Origin of the sequence: Bradyrhizobium nivariense, assembly GCF_029846695.2 — a bacterium.
Taxonomy (GTDB): Bacteria; Pseudomonadota; Alphaproteobacteria; order Rhizobiales; family Xanthobacteraceae; genus Bradyrhizobium.
This window is the reverse complement of the sequence record NZ_JARWCR020000066.1, coordinates 11,875-37,208: the sequence shown is the minus strand read 5'-3', so window position 1 is coordinate 37,208 and position 25,334 is coordinate 11,875. Positions and strand designations below refer to the sequence as shown.

Here is a 25,334-nt window from a genome sequence, read left to right as displayed (position 1 = left end):
ATATGTGTCAGATTTTGGCTCAATCCTTATTGATACTGGGCGGGCAAATGCCGCGGGACTCCCTCAGCCGAACTCTGTTCGGCTCAAATGTCGACAGTGACATCCAGCCCCTGTGGGAGGACGGTGATCGCGCGTTCTGCCGTGCGTGGCGCCAGCAAATCCACGGCAGCAGGGCTGTCGTGCTTGTCGTGCGGCCCATAGCGGAACACCCAGCGACGCTCGACCGCCTCGCCCATGAATGTGAGCTGAGGGAGGAGCTAGACGAGGCATGGGCGGTGCGGCCGTTGGAACTCATCCGGGAAGCTGGTCGGACTATGCTGGTCCTGCAGGATCCATGCGGCGAGCCACTGTTAAATTTACTCGGGATCCGCATGGAGCCCAAGCGCTTCCTGCGCCTCGCTGTTGGTATCACAAGGGCCGTGGGCAAACTTCACCAGCACGGCTTCGTCCACAAGGACCTGAAACCCGCTCACATTCTGGTCAATTGTCCTGACGAACAGGTCCGACTCACTGGGTTTGGCCTGGCTTCCCGACTTTCCCGCGAGCGCGTGCCGCCTGAGCCTGCCGAGTTCATCGCCGGCTCGCTGCCCTACATGGCGCCCGAACAGACCGGACGAATGAATCGCTCAGTCGACTGTCGCAGTGACCTCTATTCACTTGGCGTGACATTCTATCAGATGCTGACCGGCGCGCTGCCGTTCACGGGCTCAGATCCCTTGGAGTGGATCCATTGTCATATCGCAAGAAAAGCAACACCGCCTGTCGAGAAATCGCAAAACCTCCCGGAGCCAATCTCTCAGATTGTGATGAAACTCCTCGCGAAAACCGCCGAGGAACGCTACCAGACTGCCGCTGGCCTCGAGCACGATCTGCAACACTGTCTGGCAGCATGGGCCAACCACGGTCGCATCGAGAAATTTGAGCTCGGCGCAGACGATACACCTGATCGGTTGCTCATCCCCGAGAAGCTCTATGGCAGAGCCCGCGACATCGAGACCTTGCTTGGCTCTTTCGATCGCGCGGTGAAGAGCGGCGCGCCGAGGTTGGTGCTGGTTGCCGGCTACTCCGGCATCGGTAAGTCCTCGCTTGTCCAGGAGCTACACAAAGTACTCGTGCCCTCGCGCGGACTGTTGGCATCAGGCAAATTCGACCAACTGAAGCGCGATGTTCCCTATGCGACATTAGTGCAAATCTTTCAGGGTCTTGTGCGGCCTCTTCTTAGCAAAAGTGAGGGCGAACTCGCGACCTGGCGGCAAGCGCTCCGGGAGGCGCTCGGCGCGAATGGACGGCTGATGGTCGAATTGATCCCCGATCTGAGCCTGATCATTGGCGAGCAGCCCGCGCCTGCTGAGCTTCCAGCCCGGCAAGCGCAAAATCGTTTCCAGCTCGTGCTTCGCCGCTTTATTGGTGCATTCGCCCGGCGGACCCATCCATTGGTGCTCTTCCTCGACGATTTGCAGTGGCACGATGCCGCAACCCTCGACCTGATCGAGGATCTTCTGACCCAGTCGGACCTGCACCTGCTGGTCATTGGAGCTTACCGCAGCAACGAAGTTGATGCAGGCCATCCACTCAAACGCAAGCTCGAGTCCATCAGGAGAGCCGACGCAAATCTAGAGGAGATAACGCTTTCGCCGCTCACTGCAGGCGATGTCGCGCAGTTGGTCGCGGATACCCTTCGCTGCGGACCAAAACGCGCTGCCCCGCTTGCAAAGTTGGTGCATCAGAAGACGATGGGCAATCCGTTCTTCGCCATTCAATTCTTGTCTGAACTTGCCGAAGAGCAGCTGTTAACGTTCGATCACGAGCCGGCGCGCTGGCGTTGGGATCTCGAGCGCATTCACGCAAAAGCGTACACCGAGAACGTCGTCGATCTGATGCTTGGTAAGCTCATCCGGCTCCCCGACGAAACGCAGGACGCGCTGCAACAGCTGGCCTGTTTCGGCAACATGGCCGAGACGGCAGAGCTTGCGATCGTGCTCGAAACGTCGCAGGCACAGGTGCAGGCGAGGCTATGGCCAGCGATCCGGCAGGAACTGGTCTCGCGCCAGGGAACAGTCTACCGCTTTGTCCACGATCGCGTTCAAGAGGCGGCTTACTTGCTGGTGCCGGAATCCTCGCGCGCTCCTGCCCATTTGCGGATCGGTCGGATGCTTGCGGCACATGTCCCTGCGCACAAACGTGAGGAGGCTATCTTCGATGTTGTCAGTCAACTCAATCGAGGTGTCGCGCTCATCGCTTCCGGTCAGGAGCGAGAGCAGCTCGCGGAGTTAAATTTAATCGCAGGGCAGCGTGCCAGGGCGTCGGCGGCCTACGCCTCGGCGCTGACATATTTCACTGTCGGTGCTGCGCTGCTCGCGCAGGATTCGTGGCAAAGGCGCCACGAACTCGCATTCGCACTGGAAACCAGTCGGGCCGAATGTGAATTCCTGGTAGGCCGGCTGGAGATTGCGGAGTGCCTCCTGTCCGCGCTGTCGAAGCGCGCTTTGAACGCGCCCGAACGAGCGGCGGTCGCATGTTTGCGGGTCGACCTTTACTTGACGCTCGGTCAGCACGGCCGAGCGGTGCTCATAGGTCTCGAATATCTTCGCGATGTCGGGATCGAGTGGTCGCGGCATCCGACGGACCAGGAAACACTAGCCGAATATCAGCGGATGTGGTCACAGGTGCCGGGCGCGATCGAGGAGCTTGCTGGTTTGCCTGAAATGACAGATCAGACCATGCTTGCCACGCTTTCCGTCTTGACCCGGATTCTTCCGCCCGCAGGTTTCACGGACGTGAATTTATCCGCTCTGGTCATCTGCAGAGCCGTCAGCATCAGCCTCGAATACGGCAACACTGATGCTTCTTGCACCCACTACGCATGGCTGGGCCGAATCTCGGCGGGCCGCTTCGGTGACTACCACGCGGCTGATAAATTTGGTCGTCTTGCGTGCGATCTGGTTGATCGCGGTCGGTTCTCTCGTTTCCGGGCTCCGGTCTATTTGGCGATCGGAGGCAACGTGATCCCGTGGACGAAGCCCCTAAGGGACGGACGAGTGTTGATCCGGCGAGCGCTCGAAGCTGCGAACAGCATCGGCGATTTCATCTATGAGGCGTACAGCTTGGTTCATCTAACCTCAAATATGATGATGGCAGGAGATCCCCTGAAAGAGGTGCAGAACGAGATAGAGAAAAACCTTGCTACGATACGGAACAGAAAGGTCAAGTTTGCTGCTGATGCCATGACTGCACAGCTCGCAATTATTAGAACCATGCGCGGCCTCACGCGCTCATTCGGTTCCTTCGATGATCAGCAATTTGACGAGCTGGACATCGAGCGATCATTTGAACGCAGTCCGGAGCTGTCACCGAGCGAAACCGTCTACTGGATTCGCAAACTTCAGGCGCGGTTTCTGGCCGGCGATTATCCTGCAGCTATTGCTGCTCGCTCGAAGGCAGAGCCCAGATTGTGGACCATCCCGACAGAGGCCTTGATCGCGGAGTTTCACTTCTATGGCGCGCTGTCTCACTCCTGTTACTGCGACAGGCTGTGTGAAAGCGAACAACAGCAACATCGAGAGATGATTGATGCCCATCACAGACAGCTGCAGATATGGGCCACGAATTGCCCCGAAAACTTTGACAATCGGGCTTCCTTGGTCGGGGCTGAAATTGCGAGGCTGGAATGCCGGGATGCGGACGCAATGCGACTGTACGAACACTCAATCCAGACCGCAGGACGTAACGGTTTCGCCCATCACGAGGGGGTCGCTTGTGAACTTGCAGCGCGCTTTTATGCAGCGCGCGGCTTTGACAGGATCTCCCGTGTTTACCTGCAGGACGCCCGGCATGGCTACCTTCGTTGGGGAGCAGATGGTAAGGTGCGTCAACTCGAGGAGCTGAATCCCCATCTCAACCATGAGGAGACCACTCTTGGCGTGAATGGCATGAGGATCGGAGCTCCGGTTGAGCATCTTGATCTGGCGACGGTGACAAAAGTGTCGCAAGCGATTTCCGGCGAGATTGTGCTTCAAAAACTAATCGACACGCTTATGCGGACTGCCATTGAGCAGGCTGGCGCCGAGCGAGGTTTGTTGATTCTGCTGGATGGGGGCGAGCCACGGATCGAGGCGGAAGCCACAACGGTAGCGGATGCGCTGCTTGTAAAGGTGGGTGAACAGCCCGTGACTCCGATGGCTCTTCCCGAGTCCGTGCTGCATTTCGTCCTACGTGTCCGCGAAAACGTCATTCTCGAAGATGCTGCCGCCCAGCCTTCATTTGCGGAAGACCCGTATATCCGCGAGCGCAAATCGCGTTCTATTCTTTGCCTGCCACTGATCACGCAAGGCAAGCTGATCGGCGTACTTTATCTGGAGAATAATCTCGCCCCGCGCATATTCTCGGCTGCGCGCAACTCGGTGTTGAAAATGCTTGCCTCTCAAGCTGCAACAGCGCTGGAAAACAGTCGGTTGTACAGCGAAGTGCAGCAACGGGAGGCGAAAATCCGGCGTTTACTCGACGCTAACGTCATCGGAATCTTTATCATCCGCAAAGGGGGCGAGATCATCGAGGCAAATCAACCCTTCCTCACGATGGTTGGATACGACCAAAGCGATCTTCTCGCAGGGCGAGTGAACGGTCTCGACCTGACGCCTCCAGAATGGCACGAGCGCACAATGGATGCTCGGACAGAAGCAAAAAGGACCGGAGCTGTTCAGCAGTTCGAGAAAGAGTATATTCGGAAGGATGGCAGCCGCGTGCCGGTGCTAATTGGCCTCGCCGTATTCGATGAGCGACAGGACCACGGTGTTGGCTTCGTCCTCGATCTGACAGAGCGAAAGAAAGTGGAAGCCGAAGCCCGTGAAAGCGAACGGCGTTATCGCGAAACTTTGATGGGCCTTGCACACGCCAACCGGATCACGACAATGGGACAGCTGGCCGCCTCGATCGCCCATGAGGTCAACCAGCCGATTGCGGCGATCAGCAGCAATGCGGGGGCAGGGCTAAATTGGCTCGGTGCTCAACCCCCAAATCTGGAAGAAGTTCGGCAGACCTTCGGTTTGATTGCCCGTGACAGTATGCGCGCCGGGAACGTGATCCGTCGGATCCGCGCTCTTATGAATAAAGCTCCGATACAAACGGAGCTTCTTGCAATTGACGAAGTGATCTTAGAGGTGCTGGCCCTAGTTCGCGCGGAACTCGCAAAAAATGGCGTGTGGGTGCGAACCCGACGTCCTGAGGCGGTGCCGCTCGTTCGAGCAGATCGCGTTCAGGTGCGGCAGGTGATTCTCAATCTGATCACGAACGCCATCGAGGCAATGAGCGAGATCAACGAAGGCGAGCGCGAATTACTGATCGCTACGCGGACTGATGGCGCGAATAATGTAGTGGTCGCTTTTAGGGATACGGGTCCAGGACTCGATCCAAACAGCGCAGACCGCGTGTTCGAGGCGTTTTACACCACCAAATCCGAAGGCATGGGCATGGGGCTGGCCATTTGCCATTCTATTATTGAGGCGCACGGGGGCCGAATGTGGGCGGGCGCCAATAATCCTCGCGGAGCCGTCTTTCAGTTCAGCATGCCCGTTGCGCCGGAGGGCCTCGATCGGGCGGAACAGGTCTCTTGAGCGTCTTAGGTCGAGTGCATCGTCGAGCAGGGGGTGCTCCGGGAGCCCCGATCATCATGACAGAAGTAAGCTGCGCGACCTTGATAAGTTGAGATATTCGCGTTTCTTGCTGCCGTCGGGACTGTTGGCGCGACCGCTGATTGTCGCGAACTGTCAGAAAATCTGCAATCCGACCGCAATGTCAGATTCCAGACGCTCGCTGGCTCTTTGCAAATCTCTCTAGAGAATTGCGAGCCATCAAGCGCAATCAGACGAAACCTGCAGACGCAGTGTTCGAGATGCGACGGCAATCGTCATTCAAAGCATCGTTATTTGAGCTGGAAGGGCGATATCAATCCGGAAAGTAGTTTTAGTTGCATGCAACCCTCGCCTGAGCTTAAGCAGAGCTTCGGGGGCGGATCAGGTTAACCCTATCACAAGAGTCCGTGCTGAACTGGTTGGGAAGAGGGTGCTTTGACAATAAAGAGCGGCGCCGCGCTCGTAAATCCGATCTCAATGCAAAGCATTGCTGCAATGCGCTGCGAACCATCCCATGGGCTGCCACTGGTGCATCGCTTTTCTTCTCCGGGGTTGGCCTCAAAGCCTGGGCGCCACGGCTGCCGCTCGCGGCAAACGGCGCGCGTTCGATGGCATCATGCACTCTTCTGTGCTGCGTAAGGCACCTGACGCGAGCAGAAACCCACCGCCGCCAGCACGTCGTTGTGCAGACGGAGAGCAGTCGAAGAAGTCGAGAAAATCCAGGTGGCACCGGGTCGTTTACAATAAGCCGTTCGGGTTCGTCATCATTTCGGAATGAGGTGAGCCGCACGACGCTCTTCAATGACGCCGGCGCGGTCCGCCGTATTGCGGTTCTGGCTCATCTTCCGCGTGGCATCGAGCCGTGCAATTTGCAATGGCAGACCGACAATCCCCTTGAGCTCCGCTTGATGAAATCGGCAGGAGCGTCGGAGACCGCCCCACGGTCTTGCCCGAGCGCTCCTGCATATTGGTCAGCCGCGTGACGACCTCCCTCATCCGATCGGCATCATCTCAACTCGAGCGTACGCATGAGTTCCACGTCGGTACGGCCTCGCCTGTGTCGTGCTTGGTCACGTACCAGGAAGGGCTGATATAGGCCTGAGCCCCAGCGAAAATCGCCATGGCCTCGCCAGTCGGCGTCAGCTTCCACTGCGGATTCGAACGCGCCAGGCGCGCGTAAATAGTGCCCATGGAGCCTTCGCTCTCGTCGAGTACTACGGGCAGCATCGCTCCAACAATACCTTCGTGAGTGCGGTCATCAGTGTCGCTGACGTGCCTCGCGCATTTTCCGATGAAGGTCGGCGTCGTCGACGACTCGGAAGGCGGGCGGCGTGTACATGGGCGAAGCCACCCGGCAGCCCAACGGACAGCCGGGCGGCTCTTGATTTGAACTGCGGTGCGCCTCATGCCGGATCACAGAAAGAGCCAACCTGGGTAGTTTCATTCCTCCGCGCACGCTGGCGCTGAGGCAGCTAACCTATGATGTGTGGAAGGGGGTAGATCGAAGAGCGTTTGCAAGCTGGTCCAGCCGTCGTCTTCGAGCCGTGCGCCTTAGGGCCAGCCGTGGGATAGCATCTTGCTTTCATTCTGACCGAGCTCTCGAAGCATCGACCGCTGCTTTCATCGGCCGTGAGTGGCTCAATGGCTACCCAGATCCGTCGCAGTTGGTACGGAGCCTGCGGCTGCACACTTCGGCTGTTGTTTAGCAGGGTTCCAATATTCCGTTCCTGCCTTATTGAGGCCGATGTGATGGCGTTAACGCCCCATGCCGATGGCCCATTCCAGTTCAGCATTTCAGGTCGAAAGTCCAGTTTCTCGTGGGGATTTCCGGGTAGCAGAGAGAGCTAATGTTTAGAAAAGACACGATGGAGCACATCAAGCGTTCGTTGCGCGTGCTCGGCGGACTTGCTGTCGTTCTCGGCATCTCTTCCGTGCTCGGATCGAACAATGTGCGATCGGAAGCCCTCAACGGCTTTGGCTCTGCAGCGACGGGCGGCCTTGGAGGCGAGATAGTTCAGGTGAGATCAACCGAAGCTCTGAATCATGAGTTATGTCGTTCGTACAGCTTCGGGCAGTGCAATGACAATAGTCCGCGCGAGATCCAGGTAATCGGAACCATAGACTTTACCGGTACGGAAGGGCGAGGCGAGGGGCAGGGATGCCAATACGGCCGCGCTTGTTCGGCACCTTACAAGCGTGAGTCCCTTCTCCTCCTAGATGGCAACGACGCGCATTGCGATGGCAAGGAGAAGACGTTGGTCGGCTTCGACCGGGCCGGCAAGCGCCCGCTGGAAATTGGCTCAAACAAAACAGTGATCGGCGTTGGTCCGAGCGCTACAATCAAAGGGAAGGGGCTGCGCCTGAATGGGGTCAGCAACGTCGTTATTCGCAACCTGACCATCAGTGATGTCAATCAAGGCGTGATATTTGCCGGTGATGCTATTGCAGTTGCACGAGCCGACCTGGTTTGGATCGATCACAACCGATTTCATAATATCGGGCGACAGATGATCGCCGGCGGCTTTGGCCCTACGACGAATATTACGATTTCTTGGAACGACTTCGATGGCAGCGATACCTATTCCTCCTATTGCAACGGGGAGCACTATTGGAATCTCCTATTTCTCGGTGTCCCGCAGACGATCACTATCGCAAATAATTATTTCCATGAGATCTCGGGGCGGGCGCCGCACATTGACGGTGCGCACGCCGTTATTCATCTCGTTAACAATTATTTCCACAATACGAATGCCCAACAAAGCGGCGGATTCTTCCATGCAGTGGATGCTGGATCATCTGTGCAAGCACTGATCGAGGGTAACTACTTTGACAACATTGAAACACCTATAAAGACCGGGACTGGACATATCTTTGGTTTGTTAGGCAAAGCCAGCGGGGCCATGCAGAACATCTGCCTCACCGTGCTCGGACGCCGGTGCATCGAGAACATCGCCATCCCAGTGCCGCGGTTCAATGGCTTTCGCCTGGATGAAACCGTAGTTCAATCGTTTGGAGATCTTCCAAGCTCGTCTATTCCTCTTCCATTTCGAGCGGATGATGTTCCGGCCGTGATTACGGCCAGGGCAGGTCCCGGACACCTTGGGAGCCGGTGATGGCTCGTTCGCAGATGCGGCTCGAGACTTGGCCGAATGCCGCAAACAGTTGAGTGGAAGGCGCATACTGGACGAGAACGGCACTGCCCGACGTTGCACGAGGACCGTACGGCCTTTCTCTTCGGGTGCCGAGCGGTACAATTCCTGTCGATTATGCGCCCTATGCCTTTCCCCGCCGACCCAGGCGCTCGCCTCAAATGCATCCGTCCGGTTTTTGACGGATTCGGGTTGGAAAGAGGAAGGGGGCAGCATCGAGTTCCTGGCAACTGTTCGAATTATCTCATCCGATCAGCTAGCTGACGGACCTTCACAGCTTCGTTTTCCGACTGGCATGGTGCTTGCTCGAGAGTACCCGTAGCGCGAGGTTCGCCTTCGAAACCGAGTGACCCTAACCCTTATTGTTGAAGAATCCGCAAAGCTTGGAAGAGATCGCAATGAAAGAAACGGCCTCGATTGATAGGGTCATTCCACCGACCGACGTCGTCAAGCGCGCAGCGCGCATCGGTGTTGAAATCGGAAATATCAGGCTCTCGGGTGATTTACCGAGCCGAGCCATCACTGCGATCAACAGCTTGCTGCTCGAGCACAAGGTGATCTTCTTCAATCAGGGGCATCTTGATGACGCGGAGCAGGAGCGCTTTGCTGCTTGTTTGGAAAGCTGGTGCCGCATCCGACACTCGGTGCGATCAATGAAAAGACCTCGATCATCGAGCTTGATTCCGCGCGCGGAGGTAGCCGGGCTGATGTTTGGCACGCCGATGGAACGTTTCTCGCGGCCTATCCCAAACTTGCGGTGCTGCGAGCTGTTGTGGTCCCATCGTCCGGTGGCGATACGATTTGGTCGAACGCTGTGTCCGCCTATCTGGATCTGCCACGACCCATCCAACGGCTTGCCGACGAACTCTGGACCGTTCACAGCAACGCCTTCGATTACGCCGGGACCTGCCGTGTTCGCGAAATCGACCAGAAACATTTTGATGAGGTCTTTACTAAAACGATCTATGAGACCGAGCATCCTGTGGTCCGTGTACATCCCGAGACCGGCGAGCGCGCGCTGGTGCTCGGCGATCTGGTGCAAAGGTTTATCGATATCCAAAAGCGCGACGGTCAGAGGCTGTTCGATCTATTCCAGTCTCATATCGCGGCGCCCGAAAACACCGTGCGCTGGAGCTGGAAAGAGGGTATGTCGCAATTTGGGATAACCGCGCAACGCAGCATTATGCGGTCAACGATTACGGTGACCAGCATCGCGTCGTCCATCGTGCCACAATCGATGGTGACGCGCCTGTCAGCGTCGACGGCCGATGCAGTGTAACGCGCCTCAAGACGACGAAGCATCCCTCCGCGAAGGTTGCCTAGCATGGCTCGGCGAACTTACCGGCAATGCACGGCTCTTATCGCATGTTCGCGCGAATAGACTGTTTGCGTACGCAGAGGCATGAAACAATCCTTGCGGCAAGCCCGTCGACTTGGAGCCGAAGCTGCCGTAGCAGGCCCCGCCGCCTCGATCCACAAAACGGCCCCTCTTTCTTTTCGTCCGGCGTACCCCGCAGAACAGATGCGCGGGGTGTCGTCAAGCAGGGCAGCAACCTAATTTCGTCGACTTGAGGCAATTCTGATTGATTTGTGCGTCCGGGAGAACGTCTTCGTAAGCTAGTCGTCAACTAAGCATTTTATGGGGATCTGCCGCGCCTCGCCGGCCTGAACTCAATGCAAAAAATAAGAGAGCGAACAGTTATGTATGGTCGAATTGGTGGATCCTCGATAGCGCCTACACCCGCGACGCCACGCGAGAATAGGATTGCCGCAGCCTGACGCCGTGCCTGCTTGCCAGGCGGTTCAGCCCTCGGATTGCTGCATGCAGCAATTTGACGTCAGTCCGAAAGCTGATGGCCTTCGGCTGCACCGTGGTGTCGACCGTGACCCGCTTGAGGTCTTGGCTGCGCAACGCGCCGGCCTCGTGCGCCACCCGCAGGCTCTCGGCCAGCAGCAACTCCAGATTGTCGCCGACCCGCAGATCCGAGCGCTCGTGCGGGAACGCGTGCTGGAAGAACTCTTCGCCGGTGAAGTACTGGAAATACGGGTCGTGGACCCTGCGCTCACAGACCCCCTCATCGGACCGCCGGTAAATGTGCTTGAGCAACAACAGCCCGGTCATGAAGCGGGTCTCAATCCCCGGCCGGCCGTTCTCGCTGTAGAACGGCGCGATCTCGCCGTCGATCCAGTCCCAATCGATCTTGCCGGCAAGCAGAACCAGCTCGTGCTTCAGATTGATGATCTGGTCGAGCCGAGCCCGGAACAGATCGTTCGATCACGTCGTCTTGTGCTTCTTCGGCCGCATCGTCCCGGCACAGAATTATGCTCCGCCCCGAAAATGAATCCATAAAACGAAACTGCAAGTTTGGGGTTCTCGACCCCCAAATCCCTGCAATCTCAAATGCCACCGCATCTGAACAACAGACGATCCGTACTAAGGGCACTGCAGCGCGTGCTCGGCAAATAGGATGGAGACGATGCAGCCGACGTCCTGCTCACGGCGGTTAGCGATGCCAGCGCATGTCTGAGGCGCTGGTTATTTCCAGTCTATCAACGGATGAGCCTCGTCGGACGGCGCACGCAAACTGGCGTTTCCGCTGTCGGCTTTGCCATTGAGTGCGAGCGAAAGGTTCAGATTGTTGCGCAACATCTCGTTGTCTGGCTCCGTTGCAAGTGCACGTTGATACAGCGCTTGGGCCTCAGAGTGGCGTCCCTCGGTGTCGAGGACCACGGCTTTCGCGTTCAGTGCACGCAGATCACCGGGTGTGGCAATCAAAACGCTGTCCAGTATCTGAAGCGCCTCATCCGCGTGCTTTCGCGCCAGTAAGGCCCGCGCAAGAGGGATCGCAACATCAACGTTGCCGGGCCGTTGGCTTAAAGCAGCGCGCAGAGTGTCCTCACCAGCATCCTGGCGAAATGCGTGCACAACGCGCTCGCGCACGGCAGGATCGACATCCTTGGTAGCTGATAACTCTGGTCTTGGCGCCTCCGCTGCTCCAATAGATGATTTATCCAAGCTAGTGCAACCGCCGACCAGCAGAACAGCGAGCACTGCGAGGAGCCTAGAGCACGAGCCCGCGCCAATGGAGCGCAGCTGCTGCCCTGCTTGTGGTTGTCTCATCAGGTCCATCCCACGATCAACTGCTGCTCCATCAACCGGCCGCGGCAACCGGGCCGCGACGTTCCGCTGACGGAACCGTCTCCTTGGCTGCCGTGAGCTTGACGGATCCAACCGGCTGGATCGTGAAATCGGAGGCGAGATCCTGGTAGGACAGAACAGGTAGATCAATACTGTTGCGGGTGAGAAAACCGCGGACGAAACGCCGGATATCCATTGAACCCAGAATGACCGGCCGGCTTTGACCCGATGCGATGCTTGCATGGATCCGACGGAATTGGGAAAGCAGCTTCTCGGTTTGCGAATCCTCTAAGACGAGGTAGGGGCCGACAGCGGTATCACGCAGCCCACCACGCACGATCTCCTCAGTTTCCCGCTCGATGATAAAGGCGGCCACGACACGGTGGGCATTGGCATAGCGATGGCAGATCTGCCGACTCAGACCGGAGCGAACATATTCGGTGAGCAGCACGACACTTTTCTCGCGTTCGCTCCATTCGGCCAGCGTCTCCAGCACCAGGCGGGTGTTGCGAATGGGGATGCCCTCGTCCAGTAAGCGGCGCAGGACGTCGGCGATCCGGGGAACCGGCGTCGTGCGTAGCACCTCCTTCACCAGATCGGCGTACTCCTGCTCCATCCGGTTGAGCAATTGACGCGTCTCCTGAATGCCCAGCAAGCGCTGTGCGTACCGTGTCAATGTCGAATGGACGCGTAAGCCGACGAGTTCGCTCGGACTATGATACCCTATTCCGGCGGCTTTGAGAGCCGGCGCATGCTCTTGTTCGATCCAGATCCGGTTTGTGTCCGTCTCCTGCCGAAACGGGATACCGCTCAGTTCAATGTTCGCCACGTCATCGTTAAGCATGAGCTGCGCCGGATCAACGAAATCCGCTTCAACGGGGACTCCCTCGACATCCACCCTAAATTGCGACTCAGCTAAGCGCTGATCGAGTTGGGCGGGGATGCGTGGAATGGTGATGCCAAGATCGGCTGAGACCAGCGCCGAAACGCGTCCGATGCATTGCTCGAGCTCCCCTTTGCCGATTGCATGTGTCAGATTGGGTGCGAGGAATAGCGCGATCGGAAGTGCCTCCGTAGGGACGGTTTGCTTCTCGGCTTGTGTTGGGCCCGGGCTCGAACCGGTGACACCGGCGTCCGTTTTGGCGGCTATCTTCCCACTTTGCGTACCAACCTTGTAATAGCTCGCGCCGGCAAAGAATGCGGCCAGGATAACAAATGGAGGCAGGGGGAAACCGGGCACGAGTCCCATCACAAGCAACACGCAGGCTGCCAGCCGTAGTGCTTGTGTGCTCGCTGTAAGTTGGTTGACGATATCGGCACCGAGTTTGAGCCTGGTGGGCCCGTTGACGCGGGTGACGATAGTTGCGGCTGTGATCGACAGCAGCAGCGCCGGAATTTGCGAGATTAGCGCATCACCTATGGTCAGCAGCGTATATTGATGCAGCGCCTCATCGAGCGACATTCCCCTGGAAAGCAGGCCGATGCTGATCCCACCTAGCATATTGATGCAGATGACTATCAGCCCGGCGATGGCGTCGCCTTTGACGAATTTCATAGCGCCGTCCATGGCGCCGTGAAGCTGGCTTTCTTGCTCAAGCACGGCGCGCCGGCTGCGGGCTTCGTGCTGATCGATGTGGCCGTTGCGCAGCTCCGCGTCGATCGCCATCTGCTTGCCGGGCAGCGCATCAAGTGTGAAGCGCGCCGACACCTCTGCGACCCGTTCGGCGCCCTTGGCGAGAACCATGAACTGCACCATCGTCACGATTAGGAATATGACAATTCCGACGGCGATGTTGCCCGATATGACGAAGTCGCCGAAAGTGTGAATGATGCTACCGGCATCACCCTCAGCGAGAATCAGCCGCGTCGTTGCGACCGTAAGCGCCAGACGAAAGACGGTAGAGATAAGGATCACGCCCGGCAAGGACGAAAAGTCGACTGGCGTGTTGAGATGCAGGGCGACCATCAGCAGCAATATGGCCACGCCAAGGTTGAAGCCGATCAGCGTGTCGATCGCTACGATCGGGATCGGTATGATCATCAGGGCGATCGCCAGAAGCAGAACCAACGCGACCATCAAGTCCGGATGGGCCGGCGCGCGCGCAATAAGGTTGCGTAGGACGTTGGCCATGAGCAGCCCCTATTGTTGTTCGAACCGAATTGCGCTGCCCCGCAACGAAACATAGCGTGCAAAGGTGGCTCGCGCCTCAGCCATGCGGCCACTCTTGCGCAGGGCGTGACTGCGCAAGAGCATCAGAGGCAGGCGCGAAGACGGCTGGCCGTCAAAAGTGTCCAGCCTATCCAATACCGCCAGTGCTTCATGGCCGCTGCCCTCTGAGACTAGAGCGTAGGCCAGAATGCGCAGCAGGTCGACGTTCTGAGAGCGTTCGTGAGCCACGAATCGCAGCAGAGCCAAGCTTTCGGCGCTGTTCCCGCAAGCAAGGTGGACATAGGAAAGCGCGCAGAGCAACTCAAGCTCCTGTTCAGAGATCAGCGGCACCTCACGGTCTTTGGACACGTTTGGCGGTGGAATACGCGTGAGGTGTTGCCCTCGGTCAACCTCGGCCATTGCTAGCCTTTGATTAAGCCATTCTGATTCTGCCGGAGCAGAACGAGCCGCCGCAGCTCCTGCTGCAGCACACCGATCCCTTCACGTGACACCGAATCCTCTGGCGCCGCCGACAGCGCAACAGCCAGAGTTTCGAGAAGAAGGCCATGTTTGTCTGCACGCAGAACGTCCCAATGACGTAAGTGCGGCGTGACGAACGAGAGCAGGTTGCCTGCGAGATTGGGGCCATTCAACCGAGCCAGTTCTGAACATGGCGCGGTCTCACCCACTTGGCTGCGCGTCTTGTCGAAATTGACGCGCGAGACTGGATCGACAGAGTCGATCTCCACCGCGGCCTCGATTATGGCCCCAACCGGCAGTTCCTGCGACGGCCTATCCCGAAAAGTTGGCGCGTGCCTCTTGCCATCATCTACTTGCGCCGCCTCGATCTCGATGCCATCGGCTTGAGAGATGGTCGGCTGAACGGTAGGTGTATGATCGCCGAGGTCGATCCTCTGAAAGGAGGTGCGAGGCTCTACAGAATGCCGGGGCAGCCTAGTCATGATAAATTCCTTCTGACCTGCGAGGGTGAAACTCTAGTAGGGGAGGGCAGCAAGCCGGCCGTTCCGGCTCAGCAGCACGCGTCCCGCCTCGATCCGATCGACGGTCCATCCATTATTCAACAGCGCGCCCAAGAAGTACTTTTGGTCGCCAATGACGAGATAAGGATCCGTTCCGCGCCATACAGCCTGAACGGCAATTGAGGAGGGCATCTTCTCTTCCTTGACCGCTACTGTGTTGAGGAGCGTATAAGCGCCACTACTATGGTGATCGAACCGTTGCTGGACGTCCTGCCATTTTGCAACAGAGGCGGGCGTAATGGTGCCGTGAACGGTGACAACATCCGGCGCAGAACCGACTTTGATGTTGAGAAGACCCGCTCTATCAACCTCCTCTTGCAGCCGTTCGGCAGCTGCATCGGTCGTTAGAGCATCAGGAGCGCTGAGCGCCGGTTTGGGCGCAACTTCTACGGCCGGGGGCGAATCGGTGCTGAGGACCGCAGCGGTGTCGGCGTGGACGAAAAGAGTTGAGACTGTGCCGATCGCCACAGAGCTTATGAGGACAATCGCAAGTGCGGCAATCGATACACGCCAGCCGTCGAGAGAGCCAGCTTGTTTGGAGCCCTCTATCGACCAGCGAATGGACATTGCGCCCGCATGAATAACGGCTGGGAGGGCAACAACAACGCGCTCGTTTGAGGAAATTGTCTCGTGACCTTCGACGCGGATTTGACTGGCTAGGGCCTCGATCTGAATCGAATCGCAATGTGGGGTGATGCGAAGGTGTTGCCGTTCGAGACCTTGTTCGATGAAGACGAAATCGGCATCGAAGCCACTGCCAATAAGGCTCGATCCAGGCCCTGCCTTGCCAGTCAGCCCGGAATAAAGTCCCGATAGCACTTCGAAATGCAGGCAGTCCGGTTCATGCACAATCGGTCTCCTTAACAGCGAGAGCAGCCGTACGGCAATGCCGTACGGCTGATTTCGAGTTCGCTGACAATTCACACCCGAAAAGTGGGGCGACGATGTCGTCCAACTTGTCCGTTACTGCACCCGCTCATCAGCCACCTTCTTGATCGTCGAAAGCGACGTTGTAAGCGTGCGAAGCTGAACATCCCTCTCGGCCGCCTGGGTGCTAACGGCAGTCAGAGCGGCGAGTTGCTTGTCGAACGCTGCCTGTGCCCCGACCTGAGTGATCGCGTCAGCTCCTCCAGCGAGAGCCGCACCAGCCGCGCCGCCTGCGGTCGAGGTGTTAGTCGCACTTGTCTTGCCAGTCATACTATTTCTCCTAGTTTTCGAATATTGCCGCTTTAGCGGCTCCTATATCCTGACGCCCTAAGTCCAACATCAGGAATCCTGCTCTGTCTCCGCGATGGCTTCGTCGAAGCTCGCTGACGCACTATTTACAAGTTGGAGACCGACGGACCCGAGAGCAGCTGTGAACGCTTGCTGCAAACGCGCATCTTGCGAGTTATCGTCCGGACTGGACGCGCCATTTGCAGGGCTGGTTGTACCAGACGATCGACCATCATCATGCGCACGTGGCGCACCATCATTCTCATGCGTGCCGGGCATGTGCGAGTTGCTTTTGTCGCCGCGGGCCGCACGGAGATTGGTATCAACGTGCACAGCGGCGCTTGACGGAATGCGCATCGCGTTCTCCTATCTTAATTTCGATCATGCCGATGAAGGCAATCTCCACATCGTCATTGTGCCAGCAGTAGCTTTCGATAACCTGACGAGACTTGGAGGATGCAATAAGTCGATGGGAATTCGTCTCCTTGGGTGCTCCGTATCAACAATCGTATCTGAGCAGTGCCCTGGCGGACACTCGGGGCCAGATGACTTGTGAAGGAAAACCATGCTTTCCGGGTAGCGATCGATCCCGCGCTCTGTTCTTCATAAGGTAGAGCTTCAACGAGCGGACTCGCAGCACCGGGACCGAAGATGCCAACGTGCTGAGACCGAGGCGATGGAATAGCTCGCCTGCGACACGTCACTTCTTTGGCGATTACTTCTCCTCGGGCGGCGGTGATGCCTCGATCCCATCAGATACGATCCTAAGGTATTCAGTGCTCAGACGAGCCGGCCGCGAACAGCGATCCCTCAGCCCTGCTACGCCTTAGGGCGATGCGGTCAATCCCACTTCGCGGCGCGGGCGGACGCCTACGCCTCGCGCGGCGGCGCTCGGCGCCTCCCAGCTCTGCACTAGCGGCCTAATGTGCCCTCGGCTCACATTTGTAAGCCTGCCATTCTCGTCGATGTCGATCCGGCTTTCTCGTGGGAGATAAAGCGTCGATAACTTCGCCTGTCCGATTGGAGCCAGATGCCGGCCTATGCAACTTTCGCAGCCGCGAAATGAAACTGAGGCTGATCGTGTATCGGACCTTCTGCCCACATCGTGGGCCGAAGTTCGACACGACAAAGTGTCTGCGTGCGGGCGGCGGGTTCGAACGTGCAGGCAAAGCTTGCGGGACCTACTGATCGGTAGGTGGTGGCCGGCCAATCGGAGGGCCCACAAGTGCGCATAGCTTACAGCACGGTCTGAGGCGGCGCGTCGTTCCAACTAGCTGTTGGCGCCCTCAGCTTGCATGCGCTCGGACTCAATCCGTTCCTTCAGCTGGTTCAAGTAATTTTCCGCGTGGGACTGTGCGATCGAAACCGGCAGATTGATGCCAGCCGTCGCGGCTTCTTGAATTGCCTGCTTCATTAAGCCTTCGCGCATGGCTAGCTTGACCTCGGGGCCGCCGAGGCAGCCCACCGCCTGCGACGCAAGACTGATGCCCGCTTCTTCCAACGCTAGCTTGATGTTGCCACCGGTAATGGCAGTATGAAGAAGAGTTGCTGCTTGCGCCTCGCTCTCGAGCACCATTGACGCGAGATCGGCCAATTCGCCCAGGCCTGGAATAAAGCCGAGTAAACCAACTCCGGTTGCAGCCCAGTCGAGCGCCTTCGGGACGACCTTGAGCACGTCGTCAACAACATGCATGAAAGCGCCGCCATTTTTCTTGGGAGACTTGATCTCGGGCTGATCAGCGGCGCCCATCATCATGTCCGCGGCAGCGGACTGCTCGCCGGCCGTTTGGGCGACATGCGTCTTCAATTGATGCGCGGTGCGGTTCGCAGTCGACATGTTGTCGAAGAAGTGAGTGAAGTCGTTATTGCTGATATTGCCGGAATCGACCGTATGGCCTCCGCCGAAGTCGAAGAACTGATGGTGGGCCTTGTAGCCTGTGATCGAATTATTCATCAACCCGAACAACAGCGGATCCGAGAGCAGCTGGGAGGCAGCATTTCGCATGTCGGGGGTTAGACTGTTGTCATCGGCCATGCTCGCTAGCTTGTCCTGAGTCAGGTCGCCCTTCCCGAAAAAAGCGCCCTGATTCGTATTGATCGTGTCCAGCGTATCCAGCTCGGTTTGCGCGAGATTCATCGATGATGACGCAACCTGCAGGAAGTCCTCTTTGTGGACCTTATCTATCGAGCCACCGTACAACTGTTTCCATTCATCAGGGTAGCTGAGAAAGTATCTCGCGGCCGCTAGAACCTGCGGCGGGCTTTTTCCGGCTTTTGCCTCGCCATCGACAATCTGCTTAAAATCGGCGAGGCTGAGGTTCTTCGGCAGACTGTCGGAATACCGATAGAGCTCGCGCAATGCATCACTCTCGGTCATAATTGACGGCTGGCCGTCTCCGGTGCCGTCGGATGGAATGTAGTTTTGCTGGTAGCTGTGCGCCTGCTGCTCTTGGAATGTGGCAACCTGTGCGTGATGGTAGGAAAAGCCCGAGAGATCACCTGCCTTGATCTTCCCGCCGCAGTGGCCGTCGCCTTGCGAGCCTATTGCATAGAAGAGCTCAGGATCCTGCTGCAATGCCCCGATCGCCGTCTTCAGATCCGGCGGCGTGGAGGGATCGTTGGCCAAATCTGAAAGGGACTCCCAATCGAGCGGGCATTTGTCTTTGTGACGGTTCAGCACCGACACAATCTGCAACTCGGCGTTGGTCAAGGTGCCGCCGTTCCATGTGATCCTTGAGCTGGGTACAGGCGCCGTTGCAACACTGGCGCTCGCACCAGAGGACGACTCCGTGGTCTGCGCAGGTGCGTCCAATGCATCGGTGAGAGTCGGAGGCAGGATATGCAGTGCCTCCTGCACGAGCTCCTCCGTCAGTTGCTTGTCGGAATCTGGCGGCTCCGAATGATCGCCTATCGCGTCCTTCAAGGAGTAGCTGGCCAGCACCGCCTCGAAGCTTGAATGCTCCGGCAGCGACGAGAGCCCCGGAGCAAGCCCGGACAAAGCCGCGGTTGGATTGGCATTTAGCAATAGGTTGTTCACTGATATACATCCTTTGGTGTGAGATTGCGCCACAAGTTGATCATGTGGCGCAGCCGAGCGCGTGACACAACGAGCAAGAAGCAATGCTACGCGGAGCTCAACGGCTCCTGTCAGGTGCGTCCGGTTGCTCAGTGCGTCCCAGCGCTCAGTTCCGCAACAAATCTATCGGCGCATCGCCGGCTAGATTTCACGCTCCTATGCTACAAGGGATTAGCTGTCGAGAAGCTGACGGTCCGCAAGAACTCGGGATGAGTCATGAAAGACGCCCTTCCGAAAGCTCTAGTGCATTCTCAAGACATGTTTGGCGCTAGCTTCTTGCGTTCGACCGCGTTCCAATTAACTACTCGGGTCCGCCTCGGCTTCGTGCGTCCGTGGCCTGACCTGTACGTCGATCGCGACGCTCCGCGGCATTCCGGTCCAGCCAGTCGCATTCAAGCTGGTAGCACTGTCTCTCGAAAACCGATAGAGCACACACAGACTCCGCGTTGCGTTGCTGTAAGCCACTCGCTGCATCAACTCATCTCCGGGCTGGACCATGAACCGCGCTGTGTTAATGCGATGCCTCGGGCAAAAGAGGGCTCTCCAGTCGTCCATCACGAATGACCATGCTCGACGACCCCCGAAACAACATCAAAACTGATTGCTGCGGCGGCTTTTCGACAATCGTAGGGTTTCGCTGCGCCTGTGCCTCCGCCAGCAGGCTTTTGAGCGTTTGGTCCACAAGCGCGATAAACCGAGGCGGACCAGAAACGAAGACTGGGCCATCTCCTGCTGCAGGTCTCACAAAATAGCGCTCATCGGAGATGTTGAGAGCATCGAGTGCGGCCTTGAATGCTTCGAAGGTGATTGGAGTCAGGACGAGCAAGCGGCTTTGCGCCTCGTGCGCATCAGACACATAAAGCACCAGTCCGTCGTAGTACCATTGAAGATTGTAGAGCTTGCTTAAGCGCTCGAGGAATTCTCGCGGCGCGAGATCCGGCATTCGCCCGCGAATCCGCCCCTTCACCTCGGTGCTCACATTGATTCGGATATTTAAATTGTTGCCAAACTCCTGCAGCGCGGCAGCAAGGTCCTGGTCCAGAACCGTGTAGCTATAAGGCGTCGATGGCAGCGGCAGGGGAGCGCCGAGCGCTCTAACGAGCCCCAGGAGAATAAAAGCTCCGACATATAAGAGGTTATTCAAGATGTGCAGCCTCCTGGCTCTGATGAGCGCTCCTAGTAGTCTTCCGCTAGCGAACAAGCACCGAAATTGGTCACAAAGGTGGAGGCCGAGAATTCGTCCCAAATGCGAGGCCAGGCGTGATCTTTAGATGACGGTGCTCCTGATACTCGTCAGCTTCTGGTCAGCTCGCTTCGCTAGGGGTGCTGGGCCGTTCACGGTGTCGAACGGCTAATCTCATGACGTGAGAGCAACGATGTCGTCCATGATGCTTGGCGTTACGCCGATCTCCGCCAGTCCGCTCGAATGTCTATCCGAGGCTTGTTCATCGACGCGGGCTCAGTTTCACGAGAGTCTCGCGCAGGTGGGTTCAAATCGAGATGCCGCCTCTTCGATGATCGATAGCGCGTTGGCTCCGCCAGTGTCGGAGGTTCAGCGTGAAGCCCCGCAGGTAAGCCCCCTTGGCGATCGCATCCTTCGAAATCTTGCTGCAATGCATCGAGGCATAGCATTTCCTTCGGTTCCTTCGGCGGTCGGCGGCGAGCCGACTCCTGCGAATAGCTTCCAGCTTGGACCGGCAGCGCAGCCCATCTTGCGCTCGCACGAATTCGAGGTGCACCCGGTCGAAAACCTGGAAGGTGCAGACCATTTCGAATCGACATTGGCGAATCTGCGGGATGTTTACAATAGCGTCACCCTGGTTTCGCTCATCTCCAAGTGCACTGGCGCTGCCAGCTCGTCTCTGAACAAGCTGCTCTCGGCAGGCTAACAGACGTTGATGAGCGGTTTCCCGCATAGAAAGATCGGTCGCCGCGCGAGCGCGGGAAGGCGGTTTCGCATTCTTATGGCGTTGCCGATTTTGCTCTCCCTGGCCGGTTGCAAGGTAGATGTCTATACCAAGGTGCAAGAGCGTGAAGCCAACGAAATGCTTGCGCTTCTCCTCAGAAGGGGTGTCGATGCCGTCCGCATTGTCGCCAAGGATGGGACCAGCGTGATTCAGGTGGAAGAAAAGCAGCTAGCCTTCTCGATCGACCTGCTGAATGGCGAGGGCTTGCCGCGCCAGACTTTCAAGAACCTCGGGGAGGTGTTCAAGGGATCTGGTCTTGTTGCCTCTCCGGTTGAAGAGCGCGCCCGGTACGTTTACGCTCTAAGTGAAGAGTTGTCGCGCACGATCAACGATATCGATGGGGTACTCTCCGCCCGGGTCCATGTTGTTCTGCCGAAGAATGACCTTTTGCGACAGGATGCAACCCCGTCCTCGGCGTCGGTTTTCATCCGACATGGCTCCAATGTGAGGCTCTCAGCCTTGCTACCGCAGATCAAGATGCTCGTCGCCAACAGCATCGAAGGGCTATCATATGACAAGGTAGCGGTCGTGTTCGTGCCGGTTGAGCGGGCTCAGCATGAGCTGTCGTCAGCGTCAGCAGCTGCTTCGGCTCAACCGGCCAAGTTCATGTCGCCCCCCTTGTTTGCGATCGGGGTCGGAGGTGCGGGTGCCGCGCTGGGTGTTCTATCTTACATGTTGCTGAGCACACGGATGCGCCAGTTCGGTCGATCATCGCGGAAAGTTGGAAATCTCGGCGGATCTTCGACCATGTACCCGCGGCCCAAGCCGTCGGCAAAGAATTGAGCTCTGATGCAAAATAGACGGAATGCAGTATGGGTATCGATGCCATCCAACGAGCCAAATCATTCACCTCATCTGCATTCCGATCGCCTGCGCGAACTTGCTGCGGTGATGCATCCGAGCCGTTTTGCCGCCCGTCTTGATGCGCTGCTGTCAATGCCCACGGTGCTGCGGTTGCAGAGGAGTGTCAGGCTTCAGGAGAGACTGGCCGAATTGGCGGTAGGCAATGAAGGGGCCTGGAACGGAAGTAACTGGGGCAGGGACGTTCTGCTCGGCCATGATCCGCATCGCGCCGCCCTGCTCGCTGGCAGTGTTTGGCATGCCCGTTCATTGCTGAAGCTGGTGTCAAGGCGTGATCTGGAAACTCTGATCGGAAATGTCGGCGCGGAAGCACATGCTTTCGGTATACGAAACTTGTCCAGCGCAGTCGCAACTACATCGATTCTCGATCCGGAACGACTTTCGCAAGGAATAGAACACGACGGATATGCCTGTCTTGGTGCTTGGCTCGATGAAGCTTCAGAGCTTGACCGTAAGCGCGTTCTTCTCCGCTTACCTGTGGGGACGGCCGCGGAAGCTCCAGCCACCGAACACCACAGGGCGGCAGGCCAATTGCTGTCTTTGGTGATGACCCATCTGGCCACGGAGGCACCAACGGCATGACCGACAACGATCAAGCATTGCCAGCAGACCCGCAGATTCGTCCGGTCGGCCCACTTATACCAGCCGCGGAACTTGGGATCTGGTCCGATGCGCTAAAGACCCGGGCGCTAGCGGAGCGGTATCTGCTCCAGGTTCGCAGCTGGGCAAGAAAAGCCTATGAGCGCGAGCAGGCGCGCGGCCACTCCGAGGGTCTGAAGACAGGTTCGGACGAAATGGCGCAGCTGGTTTCCCGGGCTACTTGCGAGCTGGCACGCCGAAAAGCTGTTCTGGAACATGAGTTGCCGCAGCTCGTCCTCGATATCTTGGACGACGTCCTGGGCTCCTTCGATCCCGGCGAGATCTTGGTGAGGACGGTTCGTCATGCGATCGATCGAACATATGGCAGTGCGGAAGTGCGACTTCATGTGTCGCCTGTGAAAGCCGATGCACTGATCCGCGAGTTCGCAGCGTTCGACGGAAGGAATGGTCGGCCGAAACTTACAATTGACCCGGACCCGGCTCTGACGCCGGATCAGTGCGTTTTGTGGAGCGAGTTTGGCAATGTCGATCTAGGGCTTGCCGCGCAGCTGCGTATCTTACGTGTTGGCCTTGCCCCGTCTTCTCAGGAACGCGAGCCGTGACCACGCTACGACGATCCTATGACGATGGGCTGGTCGAAGCGGCTGTGCGCGCCGAGTTGTCATCTGTGAAATCTACAGCAAAGCAGATCGATACGCGCGCGGTGCGCGGACGGATCACACGGGCGGTCGGCACATTGCTTCATGCCGTATTGCCAGGGGCACGTGTTGGGGAACTTTGTGTGCTGCAGGATCATGGCACTGGATGGTCACTTGAGGCCGAGGTCATCGGTCTGCTGCCGAACGGGGTGTTGCTGACGCCCATCGGCGAAACGATAGGCCTGTCTAACCGCGCGGAAGTGGTTTCGACCGGGCGAATGCGTGAAGTTTCAGTTGGACCCGATTTGCTTGGCCGCGTGATTGACAGTGCCGGCCGTCCGCTCGACGGCAAGGGGCCAATAAAGGCGGCCCACACTCGCCCGCTCCGCGGCAGGGCGCCCAATCCAATGAGGCGGCGTGGCATCGAGCGGCCGTTTCCGCTCGGCGTTCGCGTGCTGGATGGACTGCTGACGTGCGGCGAAGGCCAGCGGATCGGAATCTATGGAGATGCCGGTTGCGGCAAGTCGACCTTGATGTCACAAATTGTAAGGGGCGCGGCCGCCGACGTGACCGTCGTTGCGCTTGTGGGAGAGCGTGGACGTGAGGTACGTGAATTCATCGAGCGTCATATCGGAGCGGCTCTCGATCGTACGATTGTGGTCGTTGAGACCTCCGACCGCTCGGCAATGGAGCGGGTGCAATGCGCTCATATGGCGACTGCACTCGCGGAGTACTTTCGTGATCAAGGGCTGCGCGTCGTACTGATCATGGATTCATTAACGCGCTTTAGCCGCGCAATGCGCGAAATAGGCCTTGCCGCAGGAGAACCTCCGACGCGGCGCGGATTTCCTCCCTCCGTGTTTGCGCTTCTGCCTGGTCTATTGGAGCGTGCCGGTATGGGCGAGCACGGCTCGATCACGGCGTTCTATACCGTGCTTGTCGAAGGTGATGGCACGGGCGATCCAATCGCCGAAGAATCGCGCGGTATTCTCGATGGTCATATCATTCTTTCACGCGCGCTCGCGTCGCGTGAACATTTTCCCGCCATCGACGTGCTGTCGAGCCGAAGTCGCGTTATGGATGCGGTCGTCTCTGGGTCACATCGAAAGGCGGCATCCTTCTTCCGTGAACTGCTCTCGCGCTACAATGAGGCGGAGTTCTTGATCAAAGTCGGTGAATACAAGCCGGGTAGCGATCCGCTAACTGACCGGGCAATCGCCTCAATCGAGCAGTTGCGGAAATTCGTGTGCCAGGGCCAGGACGAGCCTTCCAATTTTGAGGAGACCGTGACATGGATGTCGCGTCTGACGGCCTGAAACCGGTCGAAGCGTCGAAATTACGGCTCGTAAAGGACATAAGAGAGCGAAGCGTGCTTCGTGATCTGTCCAATATCGAAGCCAAGCGCCGCATTGCGTTTGAAGCGGTGGAGCGAGCTTCCAGCGATCTTGCAACCGTCGAGAAACACCGCGCAAGCGTCGAAGATCAACTCTACCAGGAAATGGCATCTCTCAGTGCGATGTCCGGCACGGAACTCGACCGTCGCTGCCATCTGGTCATTGGACGGCTCACAGCCGAGATCGCATCGAGGCGGGAGGCGCTTGAGCAGGCGCGCATCGCTCAAGAGCAAGCACAGACGGCGGTTGTTGAGGCCCGGGCTCTCTGGGCCAAGCGTGCGGCGGCGAGCCACAAATGGCGACAGATCGAGCGCGATGTTCAGCGCACGACCGATTCTCGTCTGGAGTTCGCAGCCGAAATCGAGACGGACGATGATCAGTTGCTCCCGTATCAGGGTGCTTCGCATAGCCAAGCGGTAGGCGGTTCAATTTGATGGCTGGCTCTCTGGCACGACAATGTGGTCGTGTAGAAATCACTT

The 25,334-nt window shown here is 57.9% G+C and carries 18 protein-coding genes and 2 pseudogenes; 9 read left to right on the top strand and 11 right to left on the bottom strand.

From position 1 onward, the window contains the following. Nucleotides 1–47: 47 nt before the first annotated feature. The gene (locus QCM77_RS35850; RefSeq protein ID WP_280096107.1) at nucleotides 48–5,609 is read left to right on the top strand and encodes a trifunctional serine/threonine-protein kinase/ATP-binding protein/sensor histidine kinase; all 5,562 of its coding nucleotides are present in this window, start codon (nucleotides 48–50) and stop codon (nucleotides 5,607–5,609) included. A 1,029-nt stretch (nucleotides 5,610–6,638) separates the two neighbouring features. On the opposite strand, the gene QCM77_RS35845 is transcribed toward QCM77_RS35850, so the two are convergent. Further along, complete coding sequence (locus tag QCM77_RS35845) at nucleotides 6,639–6,818, bottom strand: FMN-binding negative transcriptional regulator (protein WP_280096106.1); 180 nt, start codon at nucleotides 6,816–6,818, stop codon at nucleotides 6,639–6,641. Nucleotides 6,819–7,492: 674 nt separating this feature from the next. Here QCM77_RS35845 and QCM77_RS35840 point away from each other — a divergent pair. Further along, entirely contained in the window at nucleotides 7,493–8,740 is a 1,248-nt protein-coding gene (locus tag QCM77_RS35840; RefSeq protein ID WP_280096105.1) for a pectate lyase family protein, read from the top strand. Between the two features lie 388 nt (nucleotides 8,741–9,128). Here the strand turns inward: QCM77_RS35840 and QCM77_RS35835 are convergent, their stop codons facing one another. Further along, on the bottom strand, nucleotides 9,129–9,344 hold the full coding sequence (locus QCM77_RS35835) for a hypothetical protein (protein WP_280096119.1): 216 nt from the start codon (nucleotides 9,342–9,344) through the stop codon (nucleotides 9,129–9,131). Here QCM77_RS35835 and QCM77_RS35830 point away from each other — a divergent pair. Continuing rightward, nucleotides 9,241–10,099: pseudogene (locus tag QCM77_RS35830) on the top strand (TauD/TfdA dioxygenase family protein). The gene QCM77_RS35835 and the pseudogene QCM77_RS35830 sit on opposite strands and share 104 nt — an antisense overlap. 424 nt (nucleotides 10,100–10,523) lie before the next feature. Here the strand turns inward: QCM77_RS35830 and QCM77_RS35825 are convergent. The 9 genes and pseudogenes from QCM77_RS35825 to QCM77_RS35785 all read right to left on the bottom strand — a co-directional run. Further along, a pseudogene (locus QCM77_RS35825) lies at nucleotides 10,524–11,042 on the bottom strand (transposase); the annotation flags it as partial. A 270-nt stretch (nucleotides 11,043–11,312) separates the two neighbouring features. After that, nucleotides 11,313–11,828, bottom strand: a complete 516-nt coding sequence (locus tag QCM77_RS35820) for a tetratricopeptide repeat protein (protein ID WP_280096104.1) — start codon at nucleotides 11,826–11,828, stop codon at nucleotides 11,313–11,315. 100 nt (nucleotides 11,829–11,928) lie between these two features. After that, the gene (gene sctV, locus QCM77_RS35815; RefSeq protein ID WP_280096103.1) at nucleotides 11,929–14,046 is read right to left on the bottom strand and encodes a type III secretion system export apparatus subunit SctV; all 2,118 of its coding nucleotides are present in this window, start codon (nucleotides 14,044–14,046) and stop codon (nucleotides 11,929–11,931) included. A 9-nt stretch (nucleotides 14,047–14,055) separates the two neighbouring features. Next, entirely contained in the window at nucleotides 14,056–14,484 is a 429-nt protein-coding gene (locus tag QCM77_RS35810; protein ID WP_280096102.1) for a histidine kinase, read from the bottom strand. A 2-nt stretch (nucleotides 14,485–14,486) separates the two neighbouring features. Beyond that, complete coding sequence (locus QCM77_RS35805; RefSeq protein ID WP_280096101.1) at nucleotides 14,487–15,026, bottom strand: hypothetical protein; 540 nt, start codon at nucleotides 15,024–15,026, stop codon at nucleotides 14,487–14,489. A gap of 33 nt (nucleotides 15,027–15,059) precedes the next feature. Beyond that, nucleotides 15,060–15,953 (bottom strand): SctD/MshK family protein, encoded by an 894-nt coding sequence (locus QCM77_RS35800; protein ID WP_280096100.1) that lies wholly within the window; start codon nucleotides 15,951–15,953, stop codon nucleotides 15,060–15,062. A gap of 114 nt (nucleotides 15,954–16,067) precedes the next feature. Further along, the gene (locus QCM77_RS35795; protein WP_275173721.1) at nucleotides 16,068–16,301 is read right to left on the bottom strand and encodes a hypothetical protein; all 234 of its coding nucleotides are present in this window, start codon (nucleotides 16,299–16,301) and stop codon (nucleotides 16,068–16,070) included. Between the two features lie 1,288 nt (nucleotides 16,302–17,589). Further along, the gene (locus tag QCM77_RS35790; protein WP_280096116.1) at nucleotides 17,590–19,362 is read right to left on the bottom strand and encodes an HrpF/NolX family T3SS translocon protein; all 1,773 of its coding nucleotides are present in this window, start codon (nucleotides 19,360–19,362) and stop codon (nucleotides 17,590–17,592) included. A 544-nt stretch (nucleotides 19,363–19,906) separates the two neighbouring features. Beyond that, nucleotides 19,907–20,539 carry an EscC/YscC/HrcC family type III secretion system outer membrane ring protein gene (locus QCM77_RS35785; protein ID WP_280096099.1) on the bottom strand — a complete coding sequence of 211 codons (633 nt, stop codon included), beginning with the start codon at nucleotides 20,537–20,539 and terminating at the stop codon, nucleotides 19,907–19,909. Nucleotides 20,540–20,771: 232 nt separating this feature from the next. Between QCM77_RS35785 and QCM77_RS35780 the strand changes: the two genes are divergently transcribed. Genes QCM77_RS35780 through QCM77_RS35755 form a run of 6 tightly spaced genes read left to right on the top strand, consistent with a single transcriptional unit; the run spans nucleotide 20,772 to nucleotide 25,289 of the window. Next, nucleotides 20,772–21,284: a nodulation protein NolB gene (locus QCM77_RS35780; RefSeq protein WP_280096098.1), complete on the top strand. Its 513-nt coding sequence runs from the start codon at nucleotides 20,772–20,774 to the stop codon at nucleotides 21,282–21,284. Between the two features lie 9 nt (nucleotides 21,285–21,293). Further along, nucleotides 21,294–22,145, top strand: coding sequence for a type III secretion system inner membrane ring lipoprotein SctJ (sctJ, locus tag QCM77_RS35775; RefSeq protein ID WP_280096097.1), 852 nt, complete (start codon nucleotides 21,294–21,296; stop codon nucleotides 22,143–22,145). A 39-nt stretch (nucleotides 22,146–22,184) separates the two neighbouring features. Beyond that, nucleotides 22,185–22,805 (top strand): nodulation protein NolU, encoded by a 621-nt coding sequence (locus QCM77_RS35770; protein WP_280096096.1) that lies wholly within the window; start codon nucleotides 22,185–22,187, stop codon nucleotides 22,803–22,805. After that, nucleotides 22,802–23,425, top strand: a complete 624-nt coding sequence (gene sctL, locus QCM77_RS35765; RefSeq protein WP_280096095.1) for a type III secretion system stator protein SctL — start codon at nucleotides 22,802–22,804, stop codon at nucleotides 23,423–23,425. Before QCM77_RS35770 ends, sctL begins: the two co-directional genes overlap by 4 nt. Continuing rightward, nucleotides 23,422–24,777 (top strand): type III secretion system ATPase SctN, encoded by a 1,356-nt coding sequence (gene sctN / locus QCM77_RS35760; RefSeq protein WP_280096094.1) that lies wholly within the window; start codon nucleotides 23,422–23,424, stop codon nucleotides 24,775–24,777. Before sctL ends, sctN begins: the two co-directional genes overlap by 4 nt. Beyond that, nucleotides 24,753–25,289, top strand: coding sequence for a hypothetical protein (locus QCM77_RS35755; protein ID WP_280096093.1), 537 nt, complete (start codon nucleotides 24,753–24,755; stop codon nucleotides 25,287–25,289). Before sctN ends, QCM77_RS35755 begins: the two co-directional genes overlap by 25 nt. Nucleotides 25,290–25,334: the final 45 nt, after the last annotated feature.

Excerpts from the sequence above, each read along its gene's own strand:
- QCM77_RS35770 (WP_280096096.1), top strand. The coding sequence starts at position 22,185 with ATGCCATCCAACGAGCCAAATCATTCACCTCATCTGCATTCCGATCGC.
- QCM77_RS35805 (WP_280096101.1), bottom strand. The coding sequence starts at position 15,026 with ATGACTAGGCTGCCCCGGCATTCTGTAGAGCCTCGCACCTCCTTTCAG.
- QCM77_RS35845 (WP_280096106.1), bottom strand. The coding sequence starts at position 6,818 with ATGGGCACTATTTACGCGCGCCTGGCGCGTTCGAATCCGCAGTGGAAG.
- QCM77_RS35850 (WP_280096107.1), top strand. The coding sequence starts at position 48 with ATGCCGCGGGACTCCCTCAGCCGAACTCTGTTCGGCTCAAATGTCGAC.
- QCM77_RS35755 (WP_280096093.1), top strand. The coding sequence starts at position 24,753 with ATGGATGTCGCGTCTGACGGCCTGAAACCGGTCGAAGCGTCGAAATTA.
- sctJ (WP_280096097.1), top strand. The coding sequence starts at position 21,294 with ATGAGCGGTTTCCCGCATAGAAAGATCGGTCGCCGCGCGAGCGCGGGA.
- sctV (WP_280096103.1), bottom strand. The coding sequence starts at position 14,046 with ATGGCCAACGTCCTACGCAACCTTATTGCGCGCGCGCCGGCCCATCCG.
- QCM77_RS35795 (WP_275173721.1), bottom strand. The coding sequence starts at position 16,301 with ATGACTGGCAAGACAAGTGCGACTAACACCTCGACCGCAGGCGGCGCG.
- QCM77_RS35780 (WP_280096098.1), top strand. The coding sequence starts at position 20,772 with ATGTCGTCCATGATGCTTGGCGTTACGCCGATCTCCGCCAGTCCGCTC.
- QCM77_RS35810 (WP_280096102.1), bottom strand. The coding sequence starts at position 14,484 with ATGGCCGAGGTTGACCGAGGGCAACACCTCACGCGTATTCCACCGCCA.
- QCM77_RS35840 (WP_280096105.1), top strand. The coding sequence starts at position 7,493 with ATGGAGCACATCAAGCGTTCGTTGCGCGTGCTCGGCGGACTTGCTGTC.
- sctL (WP_280096095.1), top strand. The coding sequence starts at position 22,802 with ATGACCGACAACGATCAAGCATTGCCAGCAGACCCGCAGATTCGTCCG.